Origin of the sequence: Pseudomonas sp. RW10S2, from assembly GCF_014268985.1 — a bacterium.
Taxonomy (GTDB): Bacteria; Pseudomonadota; Gammaproteobacteria; order Pseudomonadales; family Pseudomonadaceae; genus Aquipseudomonas; species Aquipseudomonas wayambapalatensis.
The window spans coordinates 1-22894 of sequence record NZ_JABWRO010000067.1; the positions used below are offsets into that span (position 1 = coordinate 1).

Genomic DNA, 22894 nt, shown 5'->3' on the forward strand with positions numbered 1-22894 from the left:
TTTTTTTGTGCCTGGTGCTATCAGCTGGCTGCAACCGCCACTTGTCGCTTGCGGCTGGCCGCCGCAGTCACGGCATAGCCGATCAATGCTGCGAAGAGCGAGCCGGTGAGGATGCCCATGCGGTCCTCTCCGGCATACTCGCTGACACCGGATGGGAAGGCCAGGGAACCGACGAACAGGCTCATGGTGAAACCGATGCCGCAAAGAATCGCGACGCCAAGCACCTGGCCCCAATTGGCGCCCGCCGGCAGGGCGGCCAGGCGCAGCTTGATGGCCATCCAGGTCAGGCCGAACACGCCGACCGTCTTGCCCAGCAGCAATCCGATGGCGATGCCCATGGGCACCGAATGCGTGAAGCTCTCCGCGCTGGCGTTGACCAGGGAGACTCCAGCATTGGCGAAAGCGAACAGCGGCAGGATCGCGTAGGCCACCCAGGGGTGTAGCGCGTGCTCCAGGGTGAGCAATGGAGAGGTACTTTTCTTGCCGCCAGCGCCCAGCGGGATGAACATGGCCAGGGCCACGCCGGCGAGGGTGGCATGCACGCCGCTCTTCAGCACGCAGACCCAAAGTACCAGCCCCACGATCAGGTAGGGTGCAAGCTTCTTCACCCCTAGACGGTTCATGCCCAGCAGAGCCAGCAGACAGCCCCCTGCAAGCATCAATGCCATGCTCGAAAGCTCGCCGGAATAGAACAGGGCGATGATGATGATCGCACCCAGGTCGTCGATGATCGCAAGGGTCATCAGGAACAGTTTGAGCGACACAGGCACACGCTTGCCGAGCAGCGCCAGCACGCCAAGGGCGAAAGCGATGTCGGTCGCGGTAGGGATGGCCCAGCCGGCGAGTGTCGCGGGGTTGTCACGGTTGATGAACCAGTAGATCAGCGCCGGGACCAGCATGCCACCGACTGCGGCGGTGGCCGGCAGGATGATCTGCGAAGGTTTCGACAGCTGGCCCTCGAGCACTTCGCGCTTGACCTCCAGCCCGATCAGCAGGAAGAACAATGCCATCAGGCCGTCGTTGATCCACAGCAGCAGCGGCTTGGCGATCTCCAGGGGGCCGATTTGCACAGCGACGGGGACGTCGAGAAAACTGACGTACAGATGCGACAGCGGGGAGTTGTTGACGATGAGGGCGATGATCGCCGCGATGATCAGCAGCAAGCCGCTGGCGGCCTCCAACTGAAGGAAACGATTGATGAGGCTGCGCACGGGGATGGGTCTCCAGTACGTTGATCGAACGGAACGGGAGTACACCCTAACGCGCAACGATATTCTTTAAAACAAAAATTATATTCTTTTTTGTTATAAGTGGTTTCACTTTGGCCTTGTGAGTCTTGCGCGGAAATATTCGCTTGGATTTTAGGATTACTCAGACAACTAACGGGCCTTTCTACCATTGAAATGCACGTTGAAATACTCGTGGGAAAACGTCGCAGCCGAACATGCACGACGGAAGGAAAGTTGGAGGTCGCACAGTAACCTACATCCTGCTTGGATCGTTCACCCGCAAGGTTGGCTACGACAAACCGCGTTCAGGCGACGTGGCGCCTGAGTTTCTCGAGTTCTACTGGGGCAACTGGCTGCGGGGGGCGTTGCCGCTGGCAGCTTTCGATCTTGATGAGCGCAGCGGTTATCGGCAGGCAGTTGCGCCAGCGGCTAGCTTGATGGTGACGCTGGCTCCGCAGCAGCTTGTGGGCGACAGCGGCTTCACTGCGCGCCAGCTGGGAGGTTATCGCAGCGTGACCGCAAGGAGCTGGACAAGACTGCGAGTCGCAAGTTGGGCTATGTGGCCGAGTACCGCAAGAACCGCAGTGCTCGGCAATAGCCGCAACCTCGTGCAACTGGCCTGGCTTGGGGCTTCAGGCCTTGATGCCGAGTATGTCGCGCGCGACCGCTTCAGCGATCCGAATGCCATCGACGCCGGCCGACAGGATGCCGCCGGCATAGCCTGCCCCTTCACCGGCCGGGAACAGGCCCTTGAGATTCAGGCTCTGGTAGTCCTCGCCACGGGTGATGCGCAGCGGTGAGGAGGTGCGCGTCTCGATACCGGTCAGCACTGCATCGTGCAGGTTGTAGCCCTTGATCTGGCGATCGAAGGCCGGTAGCGCTTCGCGAATCGCCTCGATGGCGAAGTCTGGCAGGCTGGGGGCCAGGTCCCCGAGGGTGACGCCTGGTTTATAGGAGGGTTCGACGCTGCCCAGCGCCGTGGACGCACGACCTGCGACGAAATCGCCGACCAGTTGCGCCGGCGCCTGGTAGTTGCTGCCACCCATGACATAGGCGTGGGCTTCCAGGCGTTCCTGCAACTCGATACCAGCCAGCGGGCCGCCCGGGTAGTCACGCTCAGGATCGATGCCCACGACGATGCCAGAGTTGGCATTGCGCTCATTACGCGAATACTGGCTCATGCCGTTGGTGACTACGCGCCCCGGCTCACTGGTGGCCGCGACCACGGTACCGCCCGGGCACATGCAGAAGCTGTAGACCGAACGACCGTTCTTGGCGTGGTAGACCAGCTTGTAGTCGGCGGCGCCCAGTTTCGGGTGGCCGGCATACTTGCCCAGGCGCGCCTTGTCGATCAGCGATTGGGGATGCTCGATACGGAAGCCCACCGAGAATGGCTTGGCCTCCATGAACACGCCCTTGGCGTGCAGCATGCGGAAGGTGTCGCGGGCGCTGTGGCCCAGGGCCAGCACTACATGGCGTGAGTGCAGCTGTTCGCCGCTTTCGAGCACCACACCGGTGAGCTGTTCGCCCTCGAGCAGCAAGTCGGTAACCTTTTCCTGGAAGCGGATTTCACCGCCCAGGCTGATGATTTCCTCACGCATCTTCTCGACCATGCTGGTCAGGCGGAAGGTGCCGATGTGTGGCTTGTTGATATAGAGGATTTCTTCCGGTGCACCTGCCTTGACGAATTCTTCGAGCACCTTGCGGCCATGGTGCTGCGGATCCTTGATCTGGCTGTACAGCTTGCCGTCGGAGAAGGTGCCGGCGCCGCCTTCGCCGAACTGCACGTTGGATTCGGGGTTGAGCACGCTCTTGCGCCACAGGCCCCAGGTATCCTTGGTGCGCTGGCGCACTTCCTTGCCGCGTTCGAGCACGATCGGCTTGAAACCCATCTGCGCCAGCAGCAGGCCTGCAAAGATGCCGCACGGGCCGAAGCCGACCACGATCGGACGCTGCTGAAGATCGGCAGGTGCATGTCCGACGAACTTGTAGCTGACGTCCGGTGCCACGCTGATATTGCGATCATCGGCGAACCTGTGCAGAAGCTCGGCTTCGTTGCTGGCTTCAAGGTCGATGGTGTAGATGAACAGCAGCTCGCTGTTCTTCTTGCGCGCATCATAGCTGCGCTTGAACAGGTTGAAGCCGAGCAGTTGCTCGTCGCGGATCCCCAGGCGCTGGACGATAGCCTCGCGCAAGGCTTCTTCGGGATGGTCCAGGGGCAGCTTCAGTTCGGTGATTCGTAGCATGGCAGGGTCCAGTATCCCGGCCATGGGCGGCCGGCGGCTTTACTCAAACCGCCAAGTATAAGCTGTTCGCCGGCCTGACTGGCAGGATAAAAGTACCCGATGATCAGTTGTCGCGCGCACCGCCGTAGTAGGCGCAGCCTTGCAGGGTCTGGCCATCGATGCGCAGTTCGGCGCGTAGATGGCGCACGGCACCGGTGCCAGGCTCGACGCAACGCTGCGGCGCGACCCATAGCTCGACGCGCTGGCCGTTGGCTTCACTGGACAGGCTAAGGCCGCCGCCGGGCATCTGCTCTTCGAGGAACGGCAGCGGCAGCGGATCCTTGTCGGCACGGTTGATCACCATGCCCTTGCCGCTGGCCTTGATGTCCCAGTCGGGTGCATGCCCGCCGGCACGCAGTGTCAGTTGCTTGAAGTTGGGGTCTTCGCAGGCGCTGGCGGAGTTTTCGACGCGGTACAGCCGGGTGACGTCCAGCTGACCGTCACTGTTGGCCTCGCGGCTGCCGGCCAGGCGCCCGCGGAGGTCGGCGAATAGTGAGGCCTTGGGGCCATTGGCGAGGTTGGCGGCTTCCTGCAGGATACCGGTGCCGGCGGCATCCTTGACCACGAAGCGGCGTGCCTCGCTGCAAGGCTTGAACAGCAACTGACCGTTGGCTGCGCTCAGTTCGCCTTGCATGCGCGTGGTGCCGACGTTCGGGTCGCTTGGTTGCTCGGCGAGCATCTGGCAACCGGCGAACAGGGGCAGCAGGGCAGCGAGCAGCAGGGGAGGGGTGAGGCGCATCGGTGGACTCCGGGGTCGCGGCGGGTTGAAGTTGGCCACGTTACCCAGCGGGGAGCGGCTTCACAAGGGGCAGGCCGCAGGAACAGTACCGGCCACCGAACCTCCACCCCCATGAAAAAAGGGCCCGCAGGCCCTTTGATCATTCAACCACCCAGGTACGCGTCCCGTACCTTTGGATCGGTCAGCAGTGCTTCCCCGGTCCCTTGCATCACCACCTTGCCGTTCTCCAGCACATAGGCGCGGTCGGCGATCTTCAGCGCCTGGTTGGCGTTCTGCTCAACCAGGAACACCGTCACACCATCACGGCGCAGCTGTTCGATGATATCGAAGATCTGCTGGATGATGATCGGCGCCAGGCCCAGCGACGGCTCGTCGAGCAGCAGCAGCTTGGGCTTGCTCATCAGCGCCCGGCCGATGGCCAGCATCTGCTGCTCGCCACCGGACATGGTGCCGCCGCGCTGGGTGAAGCGCTCCTTCAGGCGCGGGAACAGTTGCAGGACCTTGTCCATCTGCTCCTGGTAATCGCCCTTGTCGGTGAAGAAACCGCCCATGGCCAGGTTTTCCTCGACGGTCAGGCGGGCGAACACACGGCGGCCTTCCGGCACGACGGCGATGCTCTTGCGCATGATATGCGAGGAGGGCTGGCCGACCAGCTCTTCGCCCAGGTACTTGATGCTGCCGCTGTGTGCCTGTGGCGAGCCGCACAGGGTCATCAGCAGGGTCGACTTGCCGGCGCCGTTGGCGCCGATCAGCGTGACGATCTCGCCCTGGTTGATTTCCACGTTGACGCTGTGTAGCGCCTGGATCTTGCCGTAGAAGGTGGAAACGTTCTCGAACTTCAGCATTTACGCTTCCCCCAGGTAGGCCTTGATCACATCAGGATTGCAGCGAATCTCTTCCGGCGTGCCATCGGCCAGCGGCGTGCCCTGGTTGATCACCACGATGTGGTCGGAAATGCTCATCACCAGTTTCATGTCGTGCTCGATCAGCAGCACGGTCACGTTGTGCGATTCGCGCAGGTAGCCGATGAGGGCCTTGAGGTCTTCGGTTTCCTTGGGGTTCAGGCCTGCTGCCGGTTCGTCGAGCATGATGATCCGTGGCTGGGTCATCATGCAGCGGGCGATTTCCAGGCGGCGTTGCTGACCGTAGGCCAGGGTGCCGGCGGTACGGTTGGCGAATTCGGTCAGGTTGACCTTCTCCAGCCAGTACTGGGCCCGCTCCATGGCTTCCTTCTCGCTGCGGCGGAAGGACGGGGTCTTGAACAGGCCGGCAAAGAAGTTGGTGTTCAGGTGCCGGTGCTGGGCGATCAGCAGGTTTTCCAGCGCGGTCATTTCCTTGAACAGGCGTACGTTCTGGAAAGTCCGCACCACACCCTTGCGGGCGATCTGGTGGCCGGCCAGGCCCTGGATCGGCTGGCCGTCGAGCAGGATGGTGCCGCCACTTGGCTTGTAGAAGCCGGTCAGGCAGTTGAACACCGTGGTCTTGCCAGCGCCGTTCGGGCCGATCAAGGCCACCACCTGTTTTTCCTTGACGGTCAGGCCCACGCCGTTGACCGCCAACAAGCCGCCGAAGCGCATGCTCAGGCCGCTGACTTGCAGAATTTCGCGGCTCATCGACGCAGCTCCATGTGTGGACGTTGCATAGGCAGCAGGCCTTGCGGACGCCAGATCATCATCAACACCATCAGCGCACCGAACATCAGCATCCGGTATTCGCTGAACTCACGCATCAGCTCAGGCAGCAGGATCATCACGATGGCCGCTAGAATCACGCCCAATTGAGAGCCCATGCCGCCAAGCACGACGATGGCGAGGATGATCGCCGACTCGATGAAGGTGAACGACTCCGGCGTCACCAGGCCCTGGCGCGCAGCGAAGAAGCTGCCGGCGAAACCTGCGAAGCAGGCGCCCAGGGTGAAGGCCGAGAGCTTGATCACGGTAGGGTTCAGGCCCAGCGCGCGGCATGCGATCTCGTCTTCGCGCAGCGCTTCCCAGGCACGCCCGATCGGCATGCGCAGCAGGCGGTTGATCACGAACAGCGCCAGCAAGGCCAGCAGCAGGGCGACCAGGTAGAGGAAGATGACCTTGTTGATCGAGTTGTATTCCAGCCCGAAGAACTCGTGGAAGGTCTGCATGCCCTCTGCCGCGCGGGGTTGGAAGGTGAGCCCGAAGAACTCGGGTTTGGGAATGTTGCTGATGCCGTTGGGGCCGCCGGTCCAGTCGGTGAGGTTACGCAGGAACAGGCGAATGATTTCGCCGAAGCCGAGCGTGACGATCGCCAGGTAGTCACCGCGCAGGCGCAGTACCGGGAAGCCGAGCAGGAATCCGAAGGTTGCGGCCATGAGGCCGGCGATCGGCAGGCAGACCCAGAAGCTCCAGCCCAGGTAGTGCGAGAGCATGGCGTAGCTGTAGGCACCGACGGCGTAGAAACCGACGTAACCCAGGTCGAGCAGGCCGGCCAGCCCGACCACGATGTTCAGGCCCAGGCCCAGCAACACGTAGATCAGGATCAGGGTGGCGATGTCGACCGCGCCGCGCGAGCCGAAGAACGGCCAGATCAGTGCGGCCACGATCAGGCCGAGGATGATCCAGCGCTGGGTCTTGGGCAGGGTCAGGAAGTTGCTGACCGAAGGCGGGATCAGTTTGCGATCCGAGCGCCCGCCCATCACCGAACTCCACTGCTTGTCGAACAGCACGCGCAGGAACATCAGTATCGAACACACGGCAATGATGCTGATGGTGAAGCTGCCCTGGCTGTGCACGATCAGGCTGATGCCGTCGATGCTCAGCTTCAGGCCCAGCACCGGGAAGGCGACGGCCCAGACCAGCAAGGCGCTGAAGAACGCCTGTTTGAGATTTCTGTTCATACTTTTTCAACCTCCGGACGGCCCAGGATGCCGGTCGGCCGGAACAGCAAGACGAGAACCAACAAGCCAAACGCCACCACATCCTTGTATTGGTCGCCGAAGATGTCGGCGCCGAAGGCTTCGGCCACACCCAGCACCAGCCCGCCGAGCATGGCGCCCGGAATGCTGCCGATGCCGCCCAGTACCGCCGCGGTGAAGGCCTTCAGGCCCACCAGGAAACCGGCGTTGGGGTTGATCACCCCGTACTGCATGCTCAGCAGTACGGCCGCCACGGCCGCCAGGGCAGCACCGATGACGAAGGTCAGGGCGATGATGTTGTTGGTGTTGATGCCCAGCAGGTTGGCCATCTTGATGTCCTCGGCGCAGGCGCGGCAGGCGCGGCCCAGACGGGAGCGGGAGATGAACAGGGTCAGGCAGGTCATGGCCACCAGAGTGACCACGAACACCAGGATCTGCATGTAGGACACCAGCACTTCCTCCGCACCGCCCGGGCCGAACGAGAAGGCGCCCGGAATCAGGTTGGGGATGGATTTGTCCTTGGAGTCCTGCGACAGGAGCACGGTGTTCTGCAGGAAGATCGACATGCCGATGGCGGAAATCAGCGGGATCAGGCGGTTGCTGTTACGCAGCGGTCGGTAGGCGACCCGCTCGATGCTGTAGCCATAGGCACTGGTGACGCAGATGGTGGCGACGAAGGCCACGGTCATGAGGATCGGCAGCGAGTGAATGCCCATCATGGCCAGCCCCGCGAGGGCGATGAAGGCCACGTAGGATCCGATCATGTACACCTCGCCGTGGGCGAAGTTGATCATCCCGATGATGCCGTACACCATCGTGTAACCGATGGCGATCAAGGCATAGGTGCTGCCGATGGTCAATCCATTAACCAGTTGTTGGAAGAAATGGTAGATCTCAGGCATTACAGCGCTCCTAAAAACCTGATTTGCATTTCGCTGGCGGGCGATGGGCCCGGCCCGTTTCGTGGTCTTCGCCAAGTCAGTGGGCACAGCCAGGAAACCGCGGGTGACGGTTTTAAGATTTTCAGGTGAACCGGCTCCCGGATCGCGGGAATCAGGTCCATGAACCTCGTAAAACAAAGCCCACTGCTCGCACAGTGGGCTTCTCGGTCAGCTATTAGTCACGCAGTTACTGAGGGGAGACTTCGGTCTTCGGCTTGCCGAAGTGCCATTCGTAGACCACGAACTTGAAGTCTTTCAGGTCGCCTTTCTCGTCGTAGGACAGCTCGCCGGTCGGGGTCTTGAACTTGCCGGCGTGGATGGCGGCTGCCACCTTGTCGGTGTCTTCGGACTTGGCGGCTTCGATACCCTTGGCGATCAGCTCGACAGCGGAGTAGGCCGGGAACACGAACGGACCGCTAGGATCCTTGCCGTCAGCCTTGATGGCGTCGACGATGGCCTTGTTCTCAGGGGCAGCGTCGAACGACTTCGGCAGGGTGACCAGCAGGCCTTCGGAAGCGCCCTGGGCGATCTGCGAGATGGAGTCGTTGCCGACACCTTCCGGCCCCATGAACTTGGCTTTCAGGCCCTTCTCTTGCGCCTGGCGCAGGATCAGGCCCAGCTCTGGGTGGTAGCCGCCGTAGTAGACGAAGTCGACGTTGTTCTGCTTGAGCTTCTGGATGATCGAGGAGAAGTCCTTGTCACCGGCGTTCAGGCCTTCGAAGACGGCGACCTTGGTGCCTTTCTTCTCGAGGGTCTGCTTGACCGCGGTAGCGATGCCTTCACCGTACTGCTGCTTGTCGTGCAGGACGGCAACGACCTTGGGCTTGACGTGGTCGGCGATGTAGTTGCCGGCCGCCGGGCCCTGGGCGCTGTCCAGACCGATGGTGCGGAAGATCAGCTTGTAGCCACGCGCGGTGATTTCCGGGGAGGTGGCGGCAGGGGTGATCATGATCACGCCTTCGTCTTCGTAGATGTCGGACGCAGGCTGGGTGGAGCTGGAGCACAGGTGGCCGATGACGAACTTGACGCCGTCGTTGACCACTTTGTTGGCGACTGCAACGGCCTGTTTCGGGTCGCACGCGTCGTCATATTCCTTGGCCTCGAGCATCTTGCCGTCGACGCCACCCTTGGCGTTGATGTCTTTGATGGCCTGTTTGGCGCCGATGAACTGCATGTCGCCATATTGCGTGACCGGACCGGTCTTGGGACCGGCGATGCCGATCTTGATGGTGTCGGCGGCAAACGAATGGCTGGCTACCCCGGCCAGGACCATTGCGGCGAACAGCTTGGAAATCTTGATCATAGTGCTCCACTCATTCTGTTGTAATTCTTATAGTCCTGGCGGCCAGGGCTACAGACCGGGCGGGATTTGCGGCACGCTCGTGCCATGTTGCAAGCCCACCTTCCCCCGGAACATGTCCCGGAACTGTACCGGTACAGTGTAGAGCGCTGTCCGAGCGCTTGAAAAGCGGGCGAAAAGCGCATGTTTCCCGAGGTGTCGCATGATCGACATAAAGATATAGAAAAGCGCCATCACTTTGCCTCTATCCCGAGCCCAACCCCATATAACCGGGGCCCGTCGATCAAATTACGTATTTGAAACCGGGTTTTTCTGCAAAAATGCCGGCCTTTTCAAATGGCCATTCTGTCGGCAGGAAAACCCATGACTGATCACACAAGCACCCTCTATGCCAAATTGCTCGGCGAGACCGCGATTATCGAGTGGAAAGCCTTGGAGCGTTTCTGGGCCAAGGGTGACCTGATTTGGGTCGACTCCAGCCTGGATCTGATCGCCGTTGCCGAGGCGATGGCCGAGAATCGCAGCGAAATCTTCGCCAAGTGGCGTAACGATGGCGTTGTCGGACCGCTCAGTGCAGAGCAGGCGCTAGACCTGCAAAGCCGCGATCCCGAGATCTGGGCGGTGGTGGTTTCGCCGTTCATCGTGATCCAGGTGAAGAAAGCGGAATAACTGCGGGCTTTTTTAGTGCGTAAAAGTAGTTGATTGCACCTTATTGGTGCGTGTTGACGCTGACGTAAGGTGGAAGTAAGTAACAAGTCGCCGCTGCGTTCGCCACTGCGGTAACAGTTTACGGGATGCGTAATATCCCCGTAGGAGCGGGCTTGCCCGCGAATGCGTCGCCGACGTCACTATCGCATTCGCGGGCAAGTCGCAGCGGCGAACCGCCACTCCTACAGGAATCATGTGCAAGACCTCAGTAATCCACCCGCCCGGTATGGCTGTTGAGCGAAATCACCCGGGTCTTGCCGATCCGATGCCTGAAGATCTCGCGCAGGTACTTCACCGCTTTCTTCACGCATTCGCGCGACAGGCGGATGTCGTTGATCGAGACGAAGCGGCTCTTGTCGTTGATCAACTCACGGTACTTCTTCTCGTACATCGGTTTGATCGCATACCAGTTGGTATCGAGGATCTTCGCCGGGTTCTCGAATTCGTTGAGCAGGTCGTCGATACGGTCTTCATCGAAATGCTCGCTGGTGATGAACTCCAGGATGGCGTTGTCCAGCGTGTCGTCGAAACGGTAGGGCGCGCGTGCGAAGCAGCGCTTGATGAAGGCCACGATCAGCGTCAGGAAGTCGTCCGACAGGCAGGGGCTCTTGGCGATCAGAGTGGTCAGCGACAGGTTGGCCGAGGCACCGATCACCAGCGCGTAGCGCTTGAGCGTGGTGTTGGGGAACAGGCTGTTGAGGTGGGTCTTGAGCCGGTTCAGGTCCATGTACGACAGCTTGTAGTCCTTGGGCAGCGATACGATCGATACCACCGACGAGCAGTTCTTGAAGAAATGCAGGTCGTGCAGGGCCGCTGCGTCGAAGCCCGAGGCCTGGTACTGCTCCAGTGCCGCGCGATAGCGACGCGACTCGATGGGCAGCAGGCTGATGCCCTCGATGGCCTGGGTCTGCTTGTTGAAGTGGGGCAGGTCGATGGAGCGCAAGAACAGGTCGTCGATGTCCAGGCGCGGCGATTCGCGTTCGAACACCTTGAACTTGTCCGAGCCCTGCGCGGGCGCCTCCGGCACTACCGATTCGGCATAGGCGATGGCGACCGGGCCTGCGAGGCTCATGAACAGGTCGTTGGCATCCAGGCGGATGGTTTCGCCAATGTCGATGCCGGCACGGCGGAAGTAGTTCTGGTCGTAGTCGGTGGTTACGGCCTGGGCGGTGAGGATGTTGAAAATCTGCTGAGAGATGTACTGGTTGGCATGCTTCTCCATGGCATTGACGTCGATGTTCTGGATCGTGCCGTCATCGCTCTCTTCGGCATAGCGCATGATGTCGTTGGAGATCAGCATCATTGCGTTCCAGGGGCGGATGCGCCCCATCACGCTGGCCTCGCTGCTGTCTTCGTTGTCGAAGTTGTACGAGAAGTCCCATTCTTCGGACAAATACTTGCACAGCAGGCGCCCGGCATTGATGTGCAAGGCTTCGGACATTTCGCTGCGGTGGTCGGAGGCATTGGGCAGTACGCAGATGCCGCTGGTGAAGATCGGCTCGAACACGAACGAATGCCCGCCCTTGCCGTCGTTCTCGTCGGCCGGCTTGGTGTCGAAGGTCTTGTTCATGTACGAGTACTGCTGGGCCAGGCCGAACTCCGAGGCCATCCCTGAGCCGGTCCCGCCGCCGGCGCTGAAGATGTAGAAGTACAGGCGCGATTGGTTGGCCTTGATGCCGCAGGAATCGATCAGGTAGGAGTGGATGAGTTTCCAGTCGGCGCTCGAGAAGCGCTGGGTATCCTTGTTGAGGATGATCTTGGCCAGGTACTGGCCGAGGATCGGCGCATTGCCGGCGCCACCGGCGTGCACCTCGGACAGGTCCATGATCTTCATCTTGCTGTAGTCGCGCAGGAAGCCCCCGCGCTCACCCTTGCGCGAAAAGCGGATGCGTCCGGCGATGTCCTTGTCCAGGTCGCCGAGCATCACCAAGGGCTCGACCAGAAATACCGGCTTGGCGCCCTTGTTCTGCACCAGGCGCAGGTTCTGTCGGATCCAGCGTGCAGGGCTGTAGCCGCCTTCGCTTCTGTTGCGGTCTTCGTTGTTGAATTCGTTGAGGAAGAAGGTACGTGCGTTGTACACCAGTTCCGCCACGTCAAGGGCAATGTTCGAACCGCAGCGCCCCAGGCCGATCAGGCATACCGAAGGGAACTGCTGGTCCAGACGCAATTGGCTTTCGTCTTCCGCGTGCAGGCCCTGCGGGAACACCAGGTCACGCAGGCCGTCGAGGTTGTCGAGGATGCGTTGGATATCGTTCTCGGTGAAGTACAGATATTGCGCGGGGACGTTGCGGGTGGCCTGGCCGCCACCGAGGGTCAGCGAGGTGATGCTGGTCGAGGGCTCGGGCACTGCATTGGCAGAAGTATTATTGGAGGTCATAGTGCGCCATTTGCCTGGAGTGGTGGACGGTCGGAAGATATGTCATCTGGCCATTACGTAAATCCGGCGACTGTAGCAGTGCGCCTTTTGCCCATGCGATAGGGGTTTACCCTATGGTCGATAGTGGTTTTACGCTGGCACCTGCACTGCATCGCCCGAGAGCCACGCTTCTTTAATCCTTGCCTGGAGTCATTCATGAGTACTGCATTGCCTTCCCTGGGGTTTGCCGGCATCGGTCTGATGGGGCTGCCGATGTGCCGTCGCCTGCTGGCTGCCGGCTATCCGCTGACCGTGTGGAACCGTAGCCCGCAGAAGTGCGCCGAATTGGTCGCCGCCGGGGCACGTCTGGCCGAGAGCCCGGCAGCGTTGTGCCGTGACACTGAGATCGTGCTGCTGTGCCTGGCCGACACGGGCGTAGTACGTGAGGTGGTGTTCGGCGAGCAAGGCATCGCCCAGGGCGGTCGTAGTGGCCAGTTACTGGTGGATTTCTCCAGCCTTGAGCCAACCGCCACCCGCGAGATGGCCGCGGAACTTGCGGCGCTGTGCGGCATGGCCTGGCTGGACGCACCAGTGTCCGGCGGTACGCCAGGCGCCGAGGCGGGAACCCTGGCGATCATGGTGGGTGGTGACGCTGCAGACCTGGCGCGCGTACGCCCGGTGTTGCTGACCCTCGGCCAGCGCGTGACGCACATGGGGGCGGTTGGCGCCGGCCAGGTGACCAAGGCCTGCAACCAGATGATCGTTGCTTGTAATGCCCTGGTGATTGCCGAAGTGGTGGCCTTGGCCGAACGTTCAGGGGTGGATGCCAGCCTGATCGCCGAAGCACTCTCCGGCGGGTTCGCCGACTCTCGGCCGCTGCAGATCCTCGCGCCGCAGATGGCGCAAAGCTGCTACACCCCGGTCAAATGGCATGTACGCACCTTGCTCAAGGACCTCGACACTGCGGTGAAGTTTTCCCGCGAGCAGGGTTCGGCAACGCCGATCAGTGGCCTCGCCGCGCAACTGATGCGCCTGCACGGCAGCCAGGGGCATCTGCAAAACGATCCGGCGACCCTTGTAGAGCTGTTCCGCGCTCGGGAATGAAGTCGCTGTCCAGATTGTCGAGGCGTTCCAGCACTGGCTGCAGGTCGGTCAGCGGGACCGGACGGCTGAGCAGGTAGCCCTGAAGGAAATCGCAGCCTTGGGCGGCGAGAAACGCGCGTTGTTCGTCGGTCTCCACGCCCTCGGTGACGACCTGCAGGTGCAGGGTATGGGCCATGATGATGATGGCCTGGACGATCTCTCGGTCTTGCTGGCTGCCCGGCACATCCTGGATGAACGAACGGTCGATCTTCAGCACGTCCAGGGGAAGGCGCTTGAGGTAGGCCAGCGATGAATAGCCGGTGCCGAAGTCGTCGATCGACAGGGCCACGCCCTGGGCGCGAATGCGTTTTAGCAGGTTGATGGTGCGGTGGATATCGCCCATCAAGGCGTTTTCGGTGACTTCCAGTTCCAGTTGGCGAGCCGCCACACCGGCCTGGAACAAGGCCATCTCCACCTCGCTGGCCAGTTCCTCGCGCCCCAGCGTCACCGCGGAGCAGTTCACCGTGACCTTGAGATGTCCGTAGCCAAGGCGGTTGAGTTCGGCGAGGTCTTCGCAGGCGCGGCGCAGTACCCACAGGTCGAGTTCGGCGATCAGGCCATTGGCTTCGGCAATTCCGATGAAGCGGTCGGGGCCGAGCAGGCCATGCTGCGGGTGCTGCCAGCGTACCAGGGCTTCCAGCTTGGCGACCCGTGTGCTGTGCAGGTCGAAGATCGGCTGGTAATGCACGCGCAGTCCGCGCTCTTCGAGCAGCGCCACGCGCAGTTCCTCTTCCAGTTGCAACTCCAGCGTGGCGCGGGTCTTCAGGCTGCTGTTGAAGAAATTCAGGTTGTTGCGCCCGCCGCCCTTGGACTGGTACAGCGCCAGGTCGGCATTCTTCAGCAACTCCTCAACGCTGCGCCCGTCGTCGGGAAAGATGCTGATGCCGATGCTGGTGGTCATGACCATGCGTCGCCCGCCCAGGTCGATCGGCTCCTTCATGCGTTGCATGATGCGTTGCGCCAGGTGGCGGGCCTCGTCGCGGTTGTGCAGGCTGGTGACGATGCAGAACTCATCGCCGCCAAAGCGTGCCACCACATCCTGGGAGCGGGTCGCCGCCTTGATGTGCCCGGCGATCACCTTGAGCAGTTCGTCGCCGGCAGCGTGCCCGAGGCTGTCGTTGATGCGTTTGAAGTGGTCGATGTCGAGGAACATCACGGCCAGCATGCCTTCGCTCGCGGTCTGCTCGGCCAGGCGTTCGGCAAAGACCTGGTTGAAGCCGCGGCGATTGACCAGGTTGGTCAGGGCATCGTAGTGGGCGGCCTGTTGCAGCGAAGCCCGGGCCTGATCGAGCTGGCTCAGCAGTATGTTGACCCGACGCAGATCATGTTCCTTGCTTTGCAGTTTCTTGTCGGCCAGGGCCGCGCTGATGCTGCTGCCACTGATCAGCAGGGTGATGAACGCGATGGTCAGCCCCAGCTGCAGGCTGTTGTTGGCTGAGGGCAGTTGCAGGGGCATGTTGTCTGGGATCACCAGCGACAGTGCAGCCATGCCGGTGAAGTGGGTAAGGACGATGCCCGCCGCCATCATCAGGCTGGCGCCGTACTTCATCACCAGGTGCAGGGTCCCGCTGCCACTGCGAAAATGCCGGGCCATCAGCAGCGCCACCAGGCTGGTGACAATGGCGATGCCCAACGAGGTGAGCAGCAGTGGGGTCTGGTAGTACTGCAGGGCGCTGGTCTGCAGCGCGGCCATGCCGACGTAATGCATCACGGTAATGCCGAGGCCGATCGCCAGTGCGGCCTGCAGGTAATGACGCCACTGCACCACCGTGCGATCGAGGCTGTTCATCGCCAGCCACGCGGCGAGCAGGGCGATGATCAGCGAAAGGGCGGTCAGCGGCATGTCGTAGTGCACTTCAAGTGGCGCCTGGAACGCCAGCAGGCTGATGAAGTGCATGGCCCAGATACCGCTGGCCAGGCAGCAGGCACCGAGGATCCGCCATTGGCGACGGGCGTTGCGTTGCTCGCTGTGACTCTGCCGTTCGGCCATGTCCAGGGTGGCGAAGCATGCAGCGCAGGCCACCAGGTAGGCGAGCATGACCAGGAAAGGGTTATGACGGCAGTCGAGGATGATTTGTCCGTTCGCCGGAAGCTCGGCGAACAATTGAAGTCCCAGCCACTCCATTGCCTGTCTCTTCGTCGAGTTTGCACTCGTCTCCTAAAAGCGTGGTGGAGACCGTTGAAACCCGAGTATAGGAAAGGGAAACTAGGCCTTCCTGATTAATGGCAATTTGATCTCTACCATTTGGGCATGGAGTCGATAGCGGAAAGTTATAAAAAGGGTGGGGCGACCTGGATTCTGATGTCGTCTCTTTCGCGGGCAAGCCCGCTCCTGCAGATGCAGGAGCAGGCGAGCGAAAGGGGCCGCAGTTCTATCAGCCGGCCACCAGCACGCGAATCGCTTCCAGACGCAGTGCGGCCTTGTCGAGCATTGCCAGGCCTTCTTCGCGCTGCTTGCGCAGGGCGTCGATCTCGCTGTCACGCACGCTCGGGTTGACGGCCTTGAGCGCCGTCAGGCGCGCCAGCTCTTCGTCGGCTTCAGCCGCCAGGCGGCGCTGCGCGTCGGCGACACGCTCGTCGTGCACTGGCAGTACCTTCGCCTCGCCAGCGGCGATGCGCTTGGCCAATACATCGCGCTGGGCCTGGATGAACTTGTTGGCGCTGGCCTTGGGCACGCTCTCGAGCTGGTCGTTGAGGGTTTCGAAGGCAACCCGCGGCGCCAGGTCGTTGCCGTTGGTATCGAGCAGGCAGCGCAAGGCGGCCGATGGCAGGTAGCGACCCAGTTGCAGGCTGCGTGGCGCCACCACTTCGCTGACATAGAGCAGTTCGAGCAGCACGGTGCCAGGCTTGAGCGCCTTGTTCTTGATCAGCGCCACCGCGGTGTTGCCCATCGAACCGGACAGCACCAGGTCCATGCCGCCCTGGACCATCGGGTGCTCCCAGGTCAGGAACTGCATGTCCTCTCGCGACAGGGCCTGGCCACGGTCGTAGGTGATGGTCACGCCTTCGTCGTCGCCCAGCGGGAAGCTGGCGTCGAGCATTTTCTCGCTGGGCTTGAGCACCAGCGCGTTTTCCGAATGGTCTTCGCTGTCGATGCCGAAGGCGTCGAACAGGGTTTCCATATAGATAGGCAGGGCGAACTGGTCGTCTTGCTCGAGAATCGCCTCGACCAGTGCCTCGCCTTCGCCAGCGCCGCCGGAGTTGAGCTCCAGCAGACGGTCACGGCCGCTGTGCAGCTCGGCCTCCAGGCGCTCGCGCTCGCCGCGGGCCTCGGCAACCAGGGCGCTCCAGGCCGCATTGTCGCCGCCGACCAGTTGCGCCAGCAGGCGTGGGCCGAACTGGTGCTGCAGGGCGTTACCGGTCGGGCAGGTGTTGAGGAAGGCATTCAGGCCTTCGTGGTACCACTGGAACAGGCGCTCTTGCGGGCTGTCCTGCAGGTACGGGATGTGCAGCTGGATCGTGTGTTTCTGACCGATCCGGTCGAGACGGCCGATGCGTTGCTCGAGCAGGTCCGGGTGCGCCGGCAGGTCGAACATCACCAGGTGGTGGGCGAACTGGAAGTTGCGCCCTTCACTGCCGATCTCCGAGCAGATCAGCACCTGCGCGCCAAATTCTTCGTCGGCGAAATAAGCAGCGGCGCGGTCACGCTCGAGGATGCTCATGCCCTCATGGAAAACCGTGGCGGGGATGCCGGAGCGCACGCGCAGAGCGTCTTCCAGGTCCATGGCGGTTTCGGCGTGGGCGCAGATCACCAGCACCTTGGTGCGCTTGAGCATCTTCAGGGTGTCGATCAGCCAGTCGACCCGTGGGTCGAAGCGCCACCAGCGTTCGTCGTCGCTGACTTCGCCCTGGGCCTGGAAGGCCACTTCCGGGTACAGCTCGGCACGCTCGCCGGCAGGCAGCGCGCTGTACGGCTCGGGGTTGGCGAGCGGGTAGGGGTGCAGTTGGCGCTCGGGGAAGCCCTGGATCGCGGCGCGGGTGTTGCGGAACAGCACGCGGCCGGTGCCATGGCGGTCGAGCAATTCGCGGATCAGGCGTGCGCTGGCCTGGCTGTCACCATCGCTGACTGCGGCCAGCAGGGCTTCGCCCTCGGCGCCGAGGAAATTGTGAATGGTGGCGTGCGCCTTGGGCGACAGGCGGCCTTCGTCGAGCAGTTCCTGCACGGCTTCGGCTACCGGGCGATAGTGCTCGCTCTCGGCGCGGAACGCGGCCAGGTCGTGGAAACGGTTGGGGTCGAGCAGGCGCAGGCGGGCGAAATGGCTGTCCTGGCCGAGCTGCTCGGGGGTGGCAGTGAGCAGCAGCACGCCAGCAATGACCTGGGCCAGTTGCTCGACCAGCGCGTATTCGGCGCTGGCCTGTTCCTCGTGCCAGACCAGGTGGTGGGCTTCGTCGACCACCATCAGGTCCCAGCCGGCGGCGAACAGTGCGTCCTGGGCCTTTTCATCGTCGACCAGCCATTCCAGCGCCACCAGCGCCAGTTGGGCATCTTCGAACGGGTTGCTGGCATCGCTCTCGATGAAGCGTTCGGCGTCGAACAGTGCCACCTGCAGGTTGAAGCGCCGGCGCATTTCCACCAGCCACTGGTGCTGAAGGTTTTCCGGGACCAGAATCAGCACACGGCTGGCACGGCCCGTCAGCAGTTGGCGGTGGATGACCAGGCCCGCCTCGATGGTCTTGCCCAGGCCCACTTCGTCGGCCAGCAATACCCGCGGGGCGATACGGTCGGCGACTTCACGGGCAATGTGCAACTGGTGGGCGATCGGCTGGGCGCGGCAGCCGCCCAGGCCCCAGAGCGTGGAGAGCATCTGCTTGCTGCTGTGCTGCAGCGTGTTGTAGCGCAGCGAGAACCACGACAGCGGGTCGATCTGCCCGGCGAACAGACGGTCGCTGGCCAGACGGAACTGGATGAAGTTCGACAGTTGCGTCTCAGGCAGGGTACGCGCCTCGTTCTGCCCGTCCAGGCCATGGTAGACCAGCAGGCCGTCGACATCCTCGACCTCGCGCACGGTCAGCTTCCAGCCATCGAAGTGAGTGATCTGGTCTCCCGGCGAGAAGCGCACGCGGGTCAGCGGCGCGTTGCGTAGCGAGTACTGGCGGGTATCGCCAGTGGCCGGATAGAGCACGGTCAGCAGGCGGCCATCCTGCGCCAGGATGGTTCCCAGGCCGAGCTCGGCTTCGCTGTCGCTGATCCAGCGTTGCCCCGGTTGATACTGCTGCGCCATACTGCCTGAACTCCCGCGATGAAAAAGCGCACTATCTTAACGGATAGGCCCGGCGGACCAAAGCGTTCAGCCACTTCATCGACGAATACCCTTTAGTCAACGAGGGCCTCGCGCCAACATGCCTGTCACGCACCGCTGGTTGAACCTCTCCCTGGCCGTGGGCAGCGTGGCGCTGCTCGCGGCCTGTGACCAGAAGAAGTTCGAGATCCTCGCGCCGATCCCGGTCGAGCAACTGGAAGTCCTGGGCGTGCAGACACCGCTCAAGAGCGTGCATTTCTACGACCGCGAGGGCGAAGGCCTGCTGGTGCTCAGCCGTGTCGACGGCCAGGCGACCGATGCCGAGAGCGAACAGGAAGTCGACAAGGTCGTGCTCAAGGCCACGCTCTATGGGCGTGCGAGCGAAAGCGAGGCGTTCAAGCCACGCTGGCAGATCGACCAGGAAACGACCTGTCCCGGGCTGGACCTGGATGTCGATTTCTATACCGATGTCAGCGACGTCACCGACCTGAACAAGGATGGTGTCGCCGAAGTCACCGTGGCCAGCCACGCCTTCTGCGGCGGCGGCATCGACCCGCACGACATCAGCATCGAAATGCGCGAAGGCCAGGCGATCTACAGCATCAGTGGCCAGTCGCAGATCAGCCCGGCGGGCGAGGAGCCCATCGGCGGCGAGCGCGAGGACAGTGCGTCGCTCAAGAGTGCGCCACAGGTGCTGCGCGAGCACATGGACGCGGTCTGGCAGCAGGTCTACAAGAGGCCCTGGAGCGAGACCAGCCAGCCCGCGGACGACGATCCCGACGACGAAGGCGAGTGATCGCGGTCTATACTTTGCAAACGGTATTGTGACCAGCCGCACAAACCCTTGCCCATGTGCTCAAGGCGCACCGTGACTGGCCGACACAGTGGCTACAGGAGAACCGACTCATGCTGCCGCCGATCATCCCGCTCAGTGCCGTGCCCGTGACCTCGCAACAAGACCCCGTCAAGCAGACCCCCAATATTCCTCCGGTGGTTCCGGCCCAGCCTGCCTCCAGTGATGGCACCATCGACCTCAAGCAGCAGCGCGACCCGCAGGATGAGGCCTATCGGCTGCGCGAAGAGCAGCGCCGCCAGCAGCAACGTCGCCAGCAACGCCGACAGGACGAGCAGGAAGAGCTCTACAGCGCCATGCCTGGCGATGAACTCAATGCCGACAACACCGTGCCGGTGGCGCCGCTGGGTGAGCGGCCGCGCCAGGGGCTGCTGGTGGATATCGAAGTCTGAGGCGGGGCTGTTCAGCGTCGCCATCAGGCTTCATCATGGGCGCATCCGCTGTCAGTCGAGCCCGCCCATGAGCCAAGACAACCTGATCGACTTCGGCGCCGAGCGCGCCAAACGTATCCACGACATCAAGGACAAGCGCCTGGATGAAATGCGCCAGGCCTTCGAGCAGGCCATGCCGTTGGCGAAAAGCAAGAAGAAGAAAAGCAAAAGCAAGCCCAAGAAACGCTGAAAACTGATGCAGGTCAAACCTGCGCCCTCTCTTGTGCCCGGTCCCGGGCCCTATTGACCCTGGTCAATTTCTCCTCCCCGCATATTCGTTACCTTGCACACATCGGACAACGGCAACGAATCGGGAGGCCGACATGTTCTTCGACAGCGTGGTGATCGCCGGTGTGGTGACAGTCGGGTTGATGTTGACGTTCTTTGCCGGTCTGGGACTTTTCATCTGGAAGGATGCGAACAAGCGCAAATCGCGCTGATTCTTCCGGGTATACGAGCACGCAAGGCATTTAGGGCGACTTCGGTCGCCTATTTTTTTGCCTTTTTAAAAGATGATTAGCTAGCTAATTAGTTGATTGCATTTTATTCTTCCATCCGTTGTCTATCTTTCTACTCAATATCCCCCTGCAAGGTCCGCTTCGTGCCCATCACCCTCCAGGCCCTGTTCGCACCCACCAGCCCTGCTCTGAAGTTCGCCATCAAGACCCTGCTGGGCGGTGGACTGGCGCTGTGGCTGGCGCTGCGCTGGGGGTTGGAGCAACCCGCCTGGGCCTTGATGACTGCGTTCATCGTCGCCCAGCCGCTGTCGGGCATGGTGGTGCAGAAGGGCCTGGCGCGACTGGCCGGCACCTTGGTCGGTACGTTCATGTCGGTGGTGTTCATTGGCCTGTTCGCCCAGACCCCGTGGTTGTTCCTGCTGACCCTGGCCTTGTGGCTGGCCCTCTGTACCGCCGCTTCAACCCAATTGCGCAGTGCCTGGGCCTATGCCTTCGTGCTGGCCGGCTATACCGCAGCGATCATCGCGTTGCCGGCAATCGACCATCCCTTGCAGGTGTTCGACCAAGCGGTGGCGCGCTGCACCGAAATCTGCCTGGGCATCGTTTGCGCCACGGCCACCAGCGCGCTGATCTGGCCCATGCGCGTCGAGCAGCAACTCGGCGGCCAGGCGAGGCAGGCCTGGCAGAACGGCATGCAGACCGCCAGCGCCATGCTCGGCGGCGAAGACGAATCGCGCCAGGGCTTGCTGGATATCCTTGGACGCATCGTCGCCATCGACGCTCAGCGTGAACATGCCTGGTTCGAAGGCAGTCGTGGTCGCCAGCGGGCCCGGGCGATCCGTGGCCTGAGCCAGAAGCTGATGGTGCTGCTGCGCATCTCGCGTTCGGTGCGTCGTCAGTGGCGTCAGCTTGACGAACATCAAGCGGCGCACCTGGCGCCTTGGCTCGAGGAGGTTCGGACCCAGTTGGCCAGCCCCGACCAACCCAGCCTTCTGTTGTTGCGCCAGCGCGTCTGGGACGCTGCTCACGATGAACAGATCAGCCCCGCCGAGCATTTCTGCCTGGCGCGCCTGGCCTTGCTGCTGGATTTCGCCATGGCCGCCACCCAGGCGTTGCTCGATGTGGAGGAGGGGCGAACGCCCAAGGATGTATCGCTGGGCCTGGCGGCGCATCGCGACTTGCCGCTGGCGCTGCTGTTCGGCTCGCGCAGTGCGTTGGCGTTTCTGGTCATGAGCAGTTTCTGGCTGGCCACGGCCTGGCCCTCGGCCCCTGGAGGCCTGGTGCTGACCTGCGTGGTCTGCAGCCTGTTCGCCAGCCGCGAGAACGGCGCACAGATCGGCTTGAGCTTTTTGCGTGGCATCTTGCTGGCGATTCCGGCGGCGTTTTTCGTCGGGCAGATCCTGTTGCCGCAATGGAGCAGTTTCGCCTTGCTGTGTCTTGGCATGGGCGTGCCGCTGTTCTTCGGTGCGCTGGGCATGGCCCATCCGCGCACGGGGCCGACGGCGACCTCGTACTGCCTGCATTTCATCGTACTGGTGGCACCCCTCAACGCCATGCACTTCGACGTGGCCAGCATGCTCAACAGCGCCCAGGCCATGCTTATCGGTGTGGGGGCGGCGGTACTGGCGTTTCGCTTGGTCGTGCTGCGTAATCCGAAGTGGCTGGGGCGGCGCCTTAGGGCCGCCACCCAGAGCGACCTGGTTCGCCTGACCCATCGCGACCTGCGGGGTGCTGACAGTTGGTTCGGTGGGCGCATGGCCGATCGCCTGATGCAGTTGGCCCGTCATGCCAGCGAGTTGCCCGAGGCCGAGCGCAAGCGTTGGGACGATGGCCTGCATGGCTTGGACATCGGTGACGAGCTGGTGCACCTGCGCATGTGCCTGGCGGTGGCCCAGGTGCCGCTGGCCGGTGCCGAGCGCCAGTATCTGCAGCAACTGGAGGCGGTTCTGGCCAGTGGCCCTGCGCCTGGGCGCGGCCAGCGTCTGGATGCCGCCAGCGAACAGTTCGTCGAGGCCCTGCGCCGCCAGCCGTCGAGCGACCCGTTGCGCCTGGCCATCGGCGCGGTCCTGCAATTGCAGAAGAGCTGGGGCAAGTGGTGCCGTTGGCAGGAGGAAGTCCATGGGGTTGCGTGAATGGGCGCTGGGCGGCGTATTGCTCAGCCCGTTTCTGATCTATGTGCTGATGGCGTTGGCGCTTACCGGCCTGTTGCGCCTGGTGGTGCAGGCGACGCCGCTAGGGCGCTGGATCTGGCATGAAGCGCTGTTCGATGCGGCGTTGTTCGTCTGTGTGCTGTCGTTGGTGGTACATCTGTTGGGACCTTTGTAAGG

Annotated in this window: 19 protein-coding genes; 8 read left to right on the forward strand and 11 right to left on the reverse strand. The window is 62.4% G+C overall.

What is annotated here, in order from left to right; translation table 11 throughout:
- Positions 1-20: 20 nt before the first annotated feature.
- From nhaA to HU729_RS15455, 8 genes are all read right to left on the reverse strand, one after another.
- The gene (gene nhaA / locus HU729_RS15420) at positions 21-1211 is read right to left on the reverse strand and encodes a Na+/H+ antiporter NhaA (RefSeq protein WP_186668462.1); all 1191 of its coding nucleotides are present in this window, start codon (positions 1209-1211) and stop codon (positions 21-23) included.
- A gap of 650 nt (positions 1212-1861) precedes the next feature.
- Positions 1862-3475, reverse strand: a complete 1614-nt coding sequence (locus HU729_RS15425) for an NAD(P)/FAD-dependent oxidoreductase (protein WP_186710859.1) — start codon at positions 3473-3475, stop codon at positions 1862-1864.
- Between the two features lie 103 nt (positions 3476-3578).
- A complete protein-coding gene (locus HU729_RS15430; protein ID WP_186710861.1) occupies positions 3579-4253 on the reverse strand; it encodes a hypothetical protein in 675 nt (224 codons plus the stop codon).
- A gap of 143 nt (positions 4254-4396) precedes the next feature.
- Positions 4397-5098, reverse strand: coding sequence for an ABC transporter ATP-binding protein (locus tag HU729_RS15435; protein ID WP_054891753.1), 702 nt, complete (start codon positions 5096-5098; stop codon positions 4397-4399).
- Positions 5099-5866, reverse strand: a complete 768-nt coding sequence (gene livG / locus HU729_RS15440) for a high-affinity branched-chain amino acid ABC transporter ATP-binding protein LivG (protein WP_186710863.1) — start codon at positions 5864-5866, stop codon at positions 5099-5101.
- On the reverse strand, positions 5863-7119 hold the full coding sequence (locus HU729_RS15445; protein WP_186710865.1) for a high-affinity branched-chain amino acid ABC transporter permease LivM: 1257 nt from the start codon (positions 7117-7119) through the stop codon (positions 5863-5865). The genes livG and HU729_RS15445 overlap by 4 nt, the downstream gene beginning before the upstream one ends.
- On the reverse strand, positions 7116-8039 hold the full coding sequence (livH, locus tag HU729_RS15450) for a high-affinity branched-chain amino acid ABC transporter permease LivH (protein WP_039575990.1): 924 nt from the start codon (positions 8037-8039) through the stop codon (positions 7116-7118). The genes HU729_RS15445 and livH overlap by 4 nt, the downstream gene beginning before the upstream one ends.
- Positions 8040-8265: 226 nt before the next feature.
- The gene (locus HU729_RS15455) at positions 8266-9381 is read right to left on the reverse strand and encodes a branched-chain amino acid ABC transporter substrate-binding protein (protein ID WP_186710867.1); all 1116 of its coding nucleotides are present in this window, start codon (positions 9379-9381) and stop codon (positions 8266-8268) included.
- A 360-nt stretch (positions 9382-9741) separates the two neighbouring features.
- On the opposite strand from HU729_RS15455, the gene HU729_RS15460 reads away from it, so the two are divergent.
- On the forward strand, positions 9742-10047 hold the full coding sequence (locus tag HU729_RS15460) for a DUF2288 domain-containing protein (RefSeq protein WP_186668452.1): 306 nt from the start codon (positions 9742-9744) through the stop codon (positions 10045-10047).
- 244 nt (positions 10048-10291) lie between these two features.
- Here the strand turns inward: HU729_RS15460 and HU729_RS15465 are convergent, their stop codons facing one another.
- Entirely contained in the window at positions 10292-12463 is a 2172-nt protein-coding gene (locus HU729_RS15465) for a hypothetical protein (protein WP_186710869.1), read from the reverse strand.
- A 195-nt stretch (positions 12464-12658) separates the two neighbouring features.
- Here HU729_RS15465 and HU729_RS15470 point away from each other — a divergent pair, with 195 nt between their 5' ends.
- Positions 12659-13546, forward strand: a complete 888-nt coding sequence (locus tag HU729_RS15470; protein WP_186710871.1) for an NAD(P)-dependent oxidoreductase — start codon at positions 12659-12661, stop codon at positions 13544-13546.
- Here the strand turns inward: HU729_RS15470 and HU729_RS15475 are convergent.
- Together HU729_RS15475 and rapA are read right to left on the reverse strand one after the other, a co-directional pair.
- Entirely contained in the window at positions 13446-15710 is a 2265-nt protein-coding gene (locus HU729_RS15475) for a bifunctional diguanylate cyclase/phosphodiesterase (protein WP_186710873.1), read from the reverse strand. The genes HU729_RS15470 and HU729_RS15475 overlap by 101 nt on opposite strands.
- 250 nt (positions 15711-15960) lie before the next feature.
- Positions 15961-18807 (reverse strand): RNA polymerase-associated protein RapA, encoded by a 2847-nt coding sequence (rapA, locus tag HU729_RS15480; RefSeq protein WP_186668443.1) that lies wholly within the window; start codon positions 18805-18807, stop codon positions 15961-15963.
- 118 nt (positions 18808-18925) lie between these two features.
- Here rapA and HU729_RS15485 point away from each other — a divergent pair, with 118 nt between their 5' ends.
- From HU729_RS15485 to HU729_RS15505, 6 genes are all read left to right on the forward strand, one after another.
- Positions 18926-19621 carry a hypothetical protein gene (locus tag HU729_RS15485; protein WP_186710875.1) on the forward strand — a complete coding sequence of 232 codons (696 nt, stop codon included), beginning with the start codon at positions 18926-18928 and terminating at the stop codon, positions 19619-19621.
- 110 nt (positions 19622-19731) lie between these two features.
- Positions 19732-20070, forward strand: coding sequence for an aspartate-semialdehyde dehydrogenase (locus HU729_RS15490; RefSeq protein WP_186668439.1), 339 nt, complete (start codon positions 19732-19734; stop codon positions 20068-20070).
- 67 nt (positions 20071-20137) lie between these two features.
- Positions 20138-20299 (forward strand): hypothetical protein, encoded by a 162-nt coding sequence (locus HU729_RS15495; RefSeq protein WP_186668437.1) that lies wholly within the window; start codon positions 20138-20140, stop codon positions 20297-20299.
- Between the two features lie 133 nt (positions 20300-20432).
- On the forward strand, positions 20433-20549 hold the full coding sequence (ccoM, locus tag HU729_RS26005; protein WP_276569124.1) for a cytochrome c oxidase subunit CcoM: 117 nt from the start codon (positions 20433-20435) through the stop codon (positions 20547-20549).
- A gap of 161 nt (positions 20550-20710) precedes the next feature.
- Entirely contained in the window at positions 20711-22699 is a 1989-nt protein-coding gene (locus tag HU729_RS15500; protein ID WP_186710877.1) for an FUSC family protein, read from the forward strand.
- The gene (locus HU729_RS15505; RefSeq protein ID WP_186668433.1) at positions 22686-22892 is read left to right on the forward strand and encodes a DUF1656 domain-containing protein; all 207 of its coding nucleotides are present in this window, start codon (positions 22686-22688) and stop codon (positions 22890-22892) included. The genes HU729_RS15500 and HU729_RS15505 overlap by 14 nt, the downstream gene beginning before the upstream one ends.
- The last annotated feature ends 2 nt before the right edge of the window (positions 22893-22894 follow it).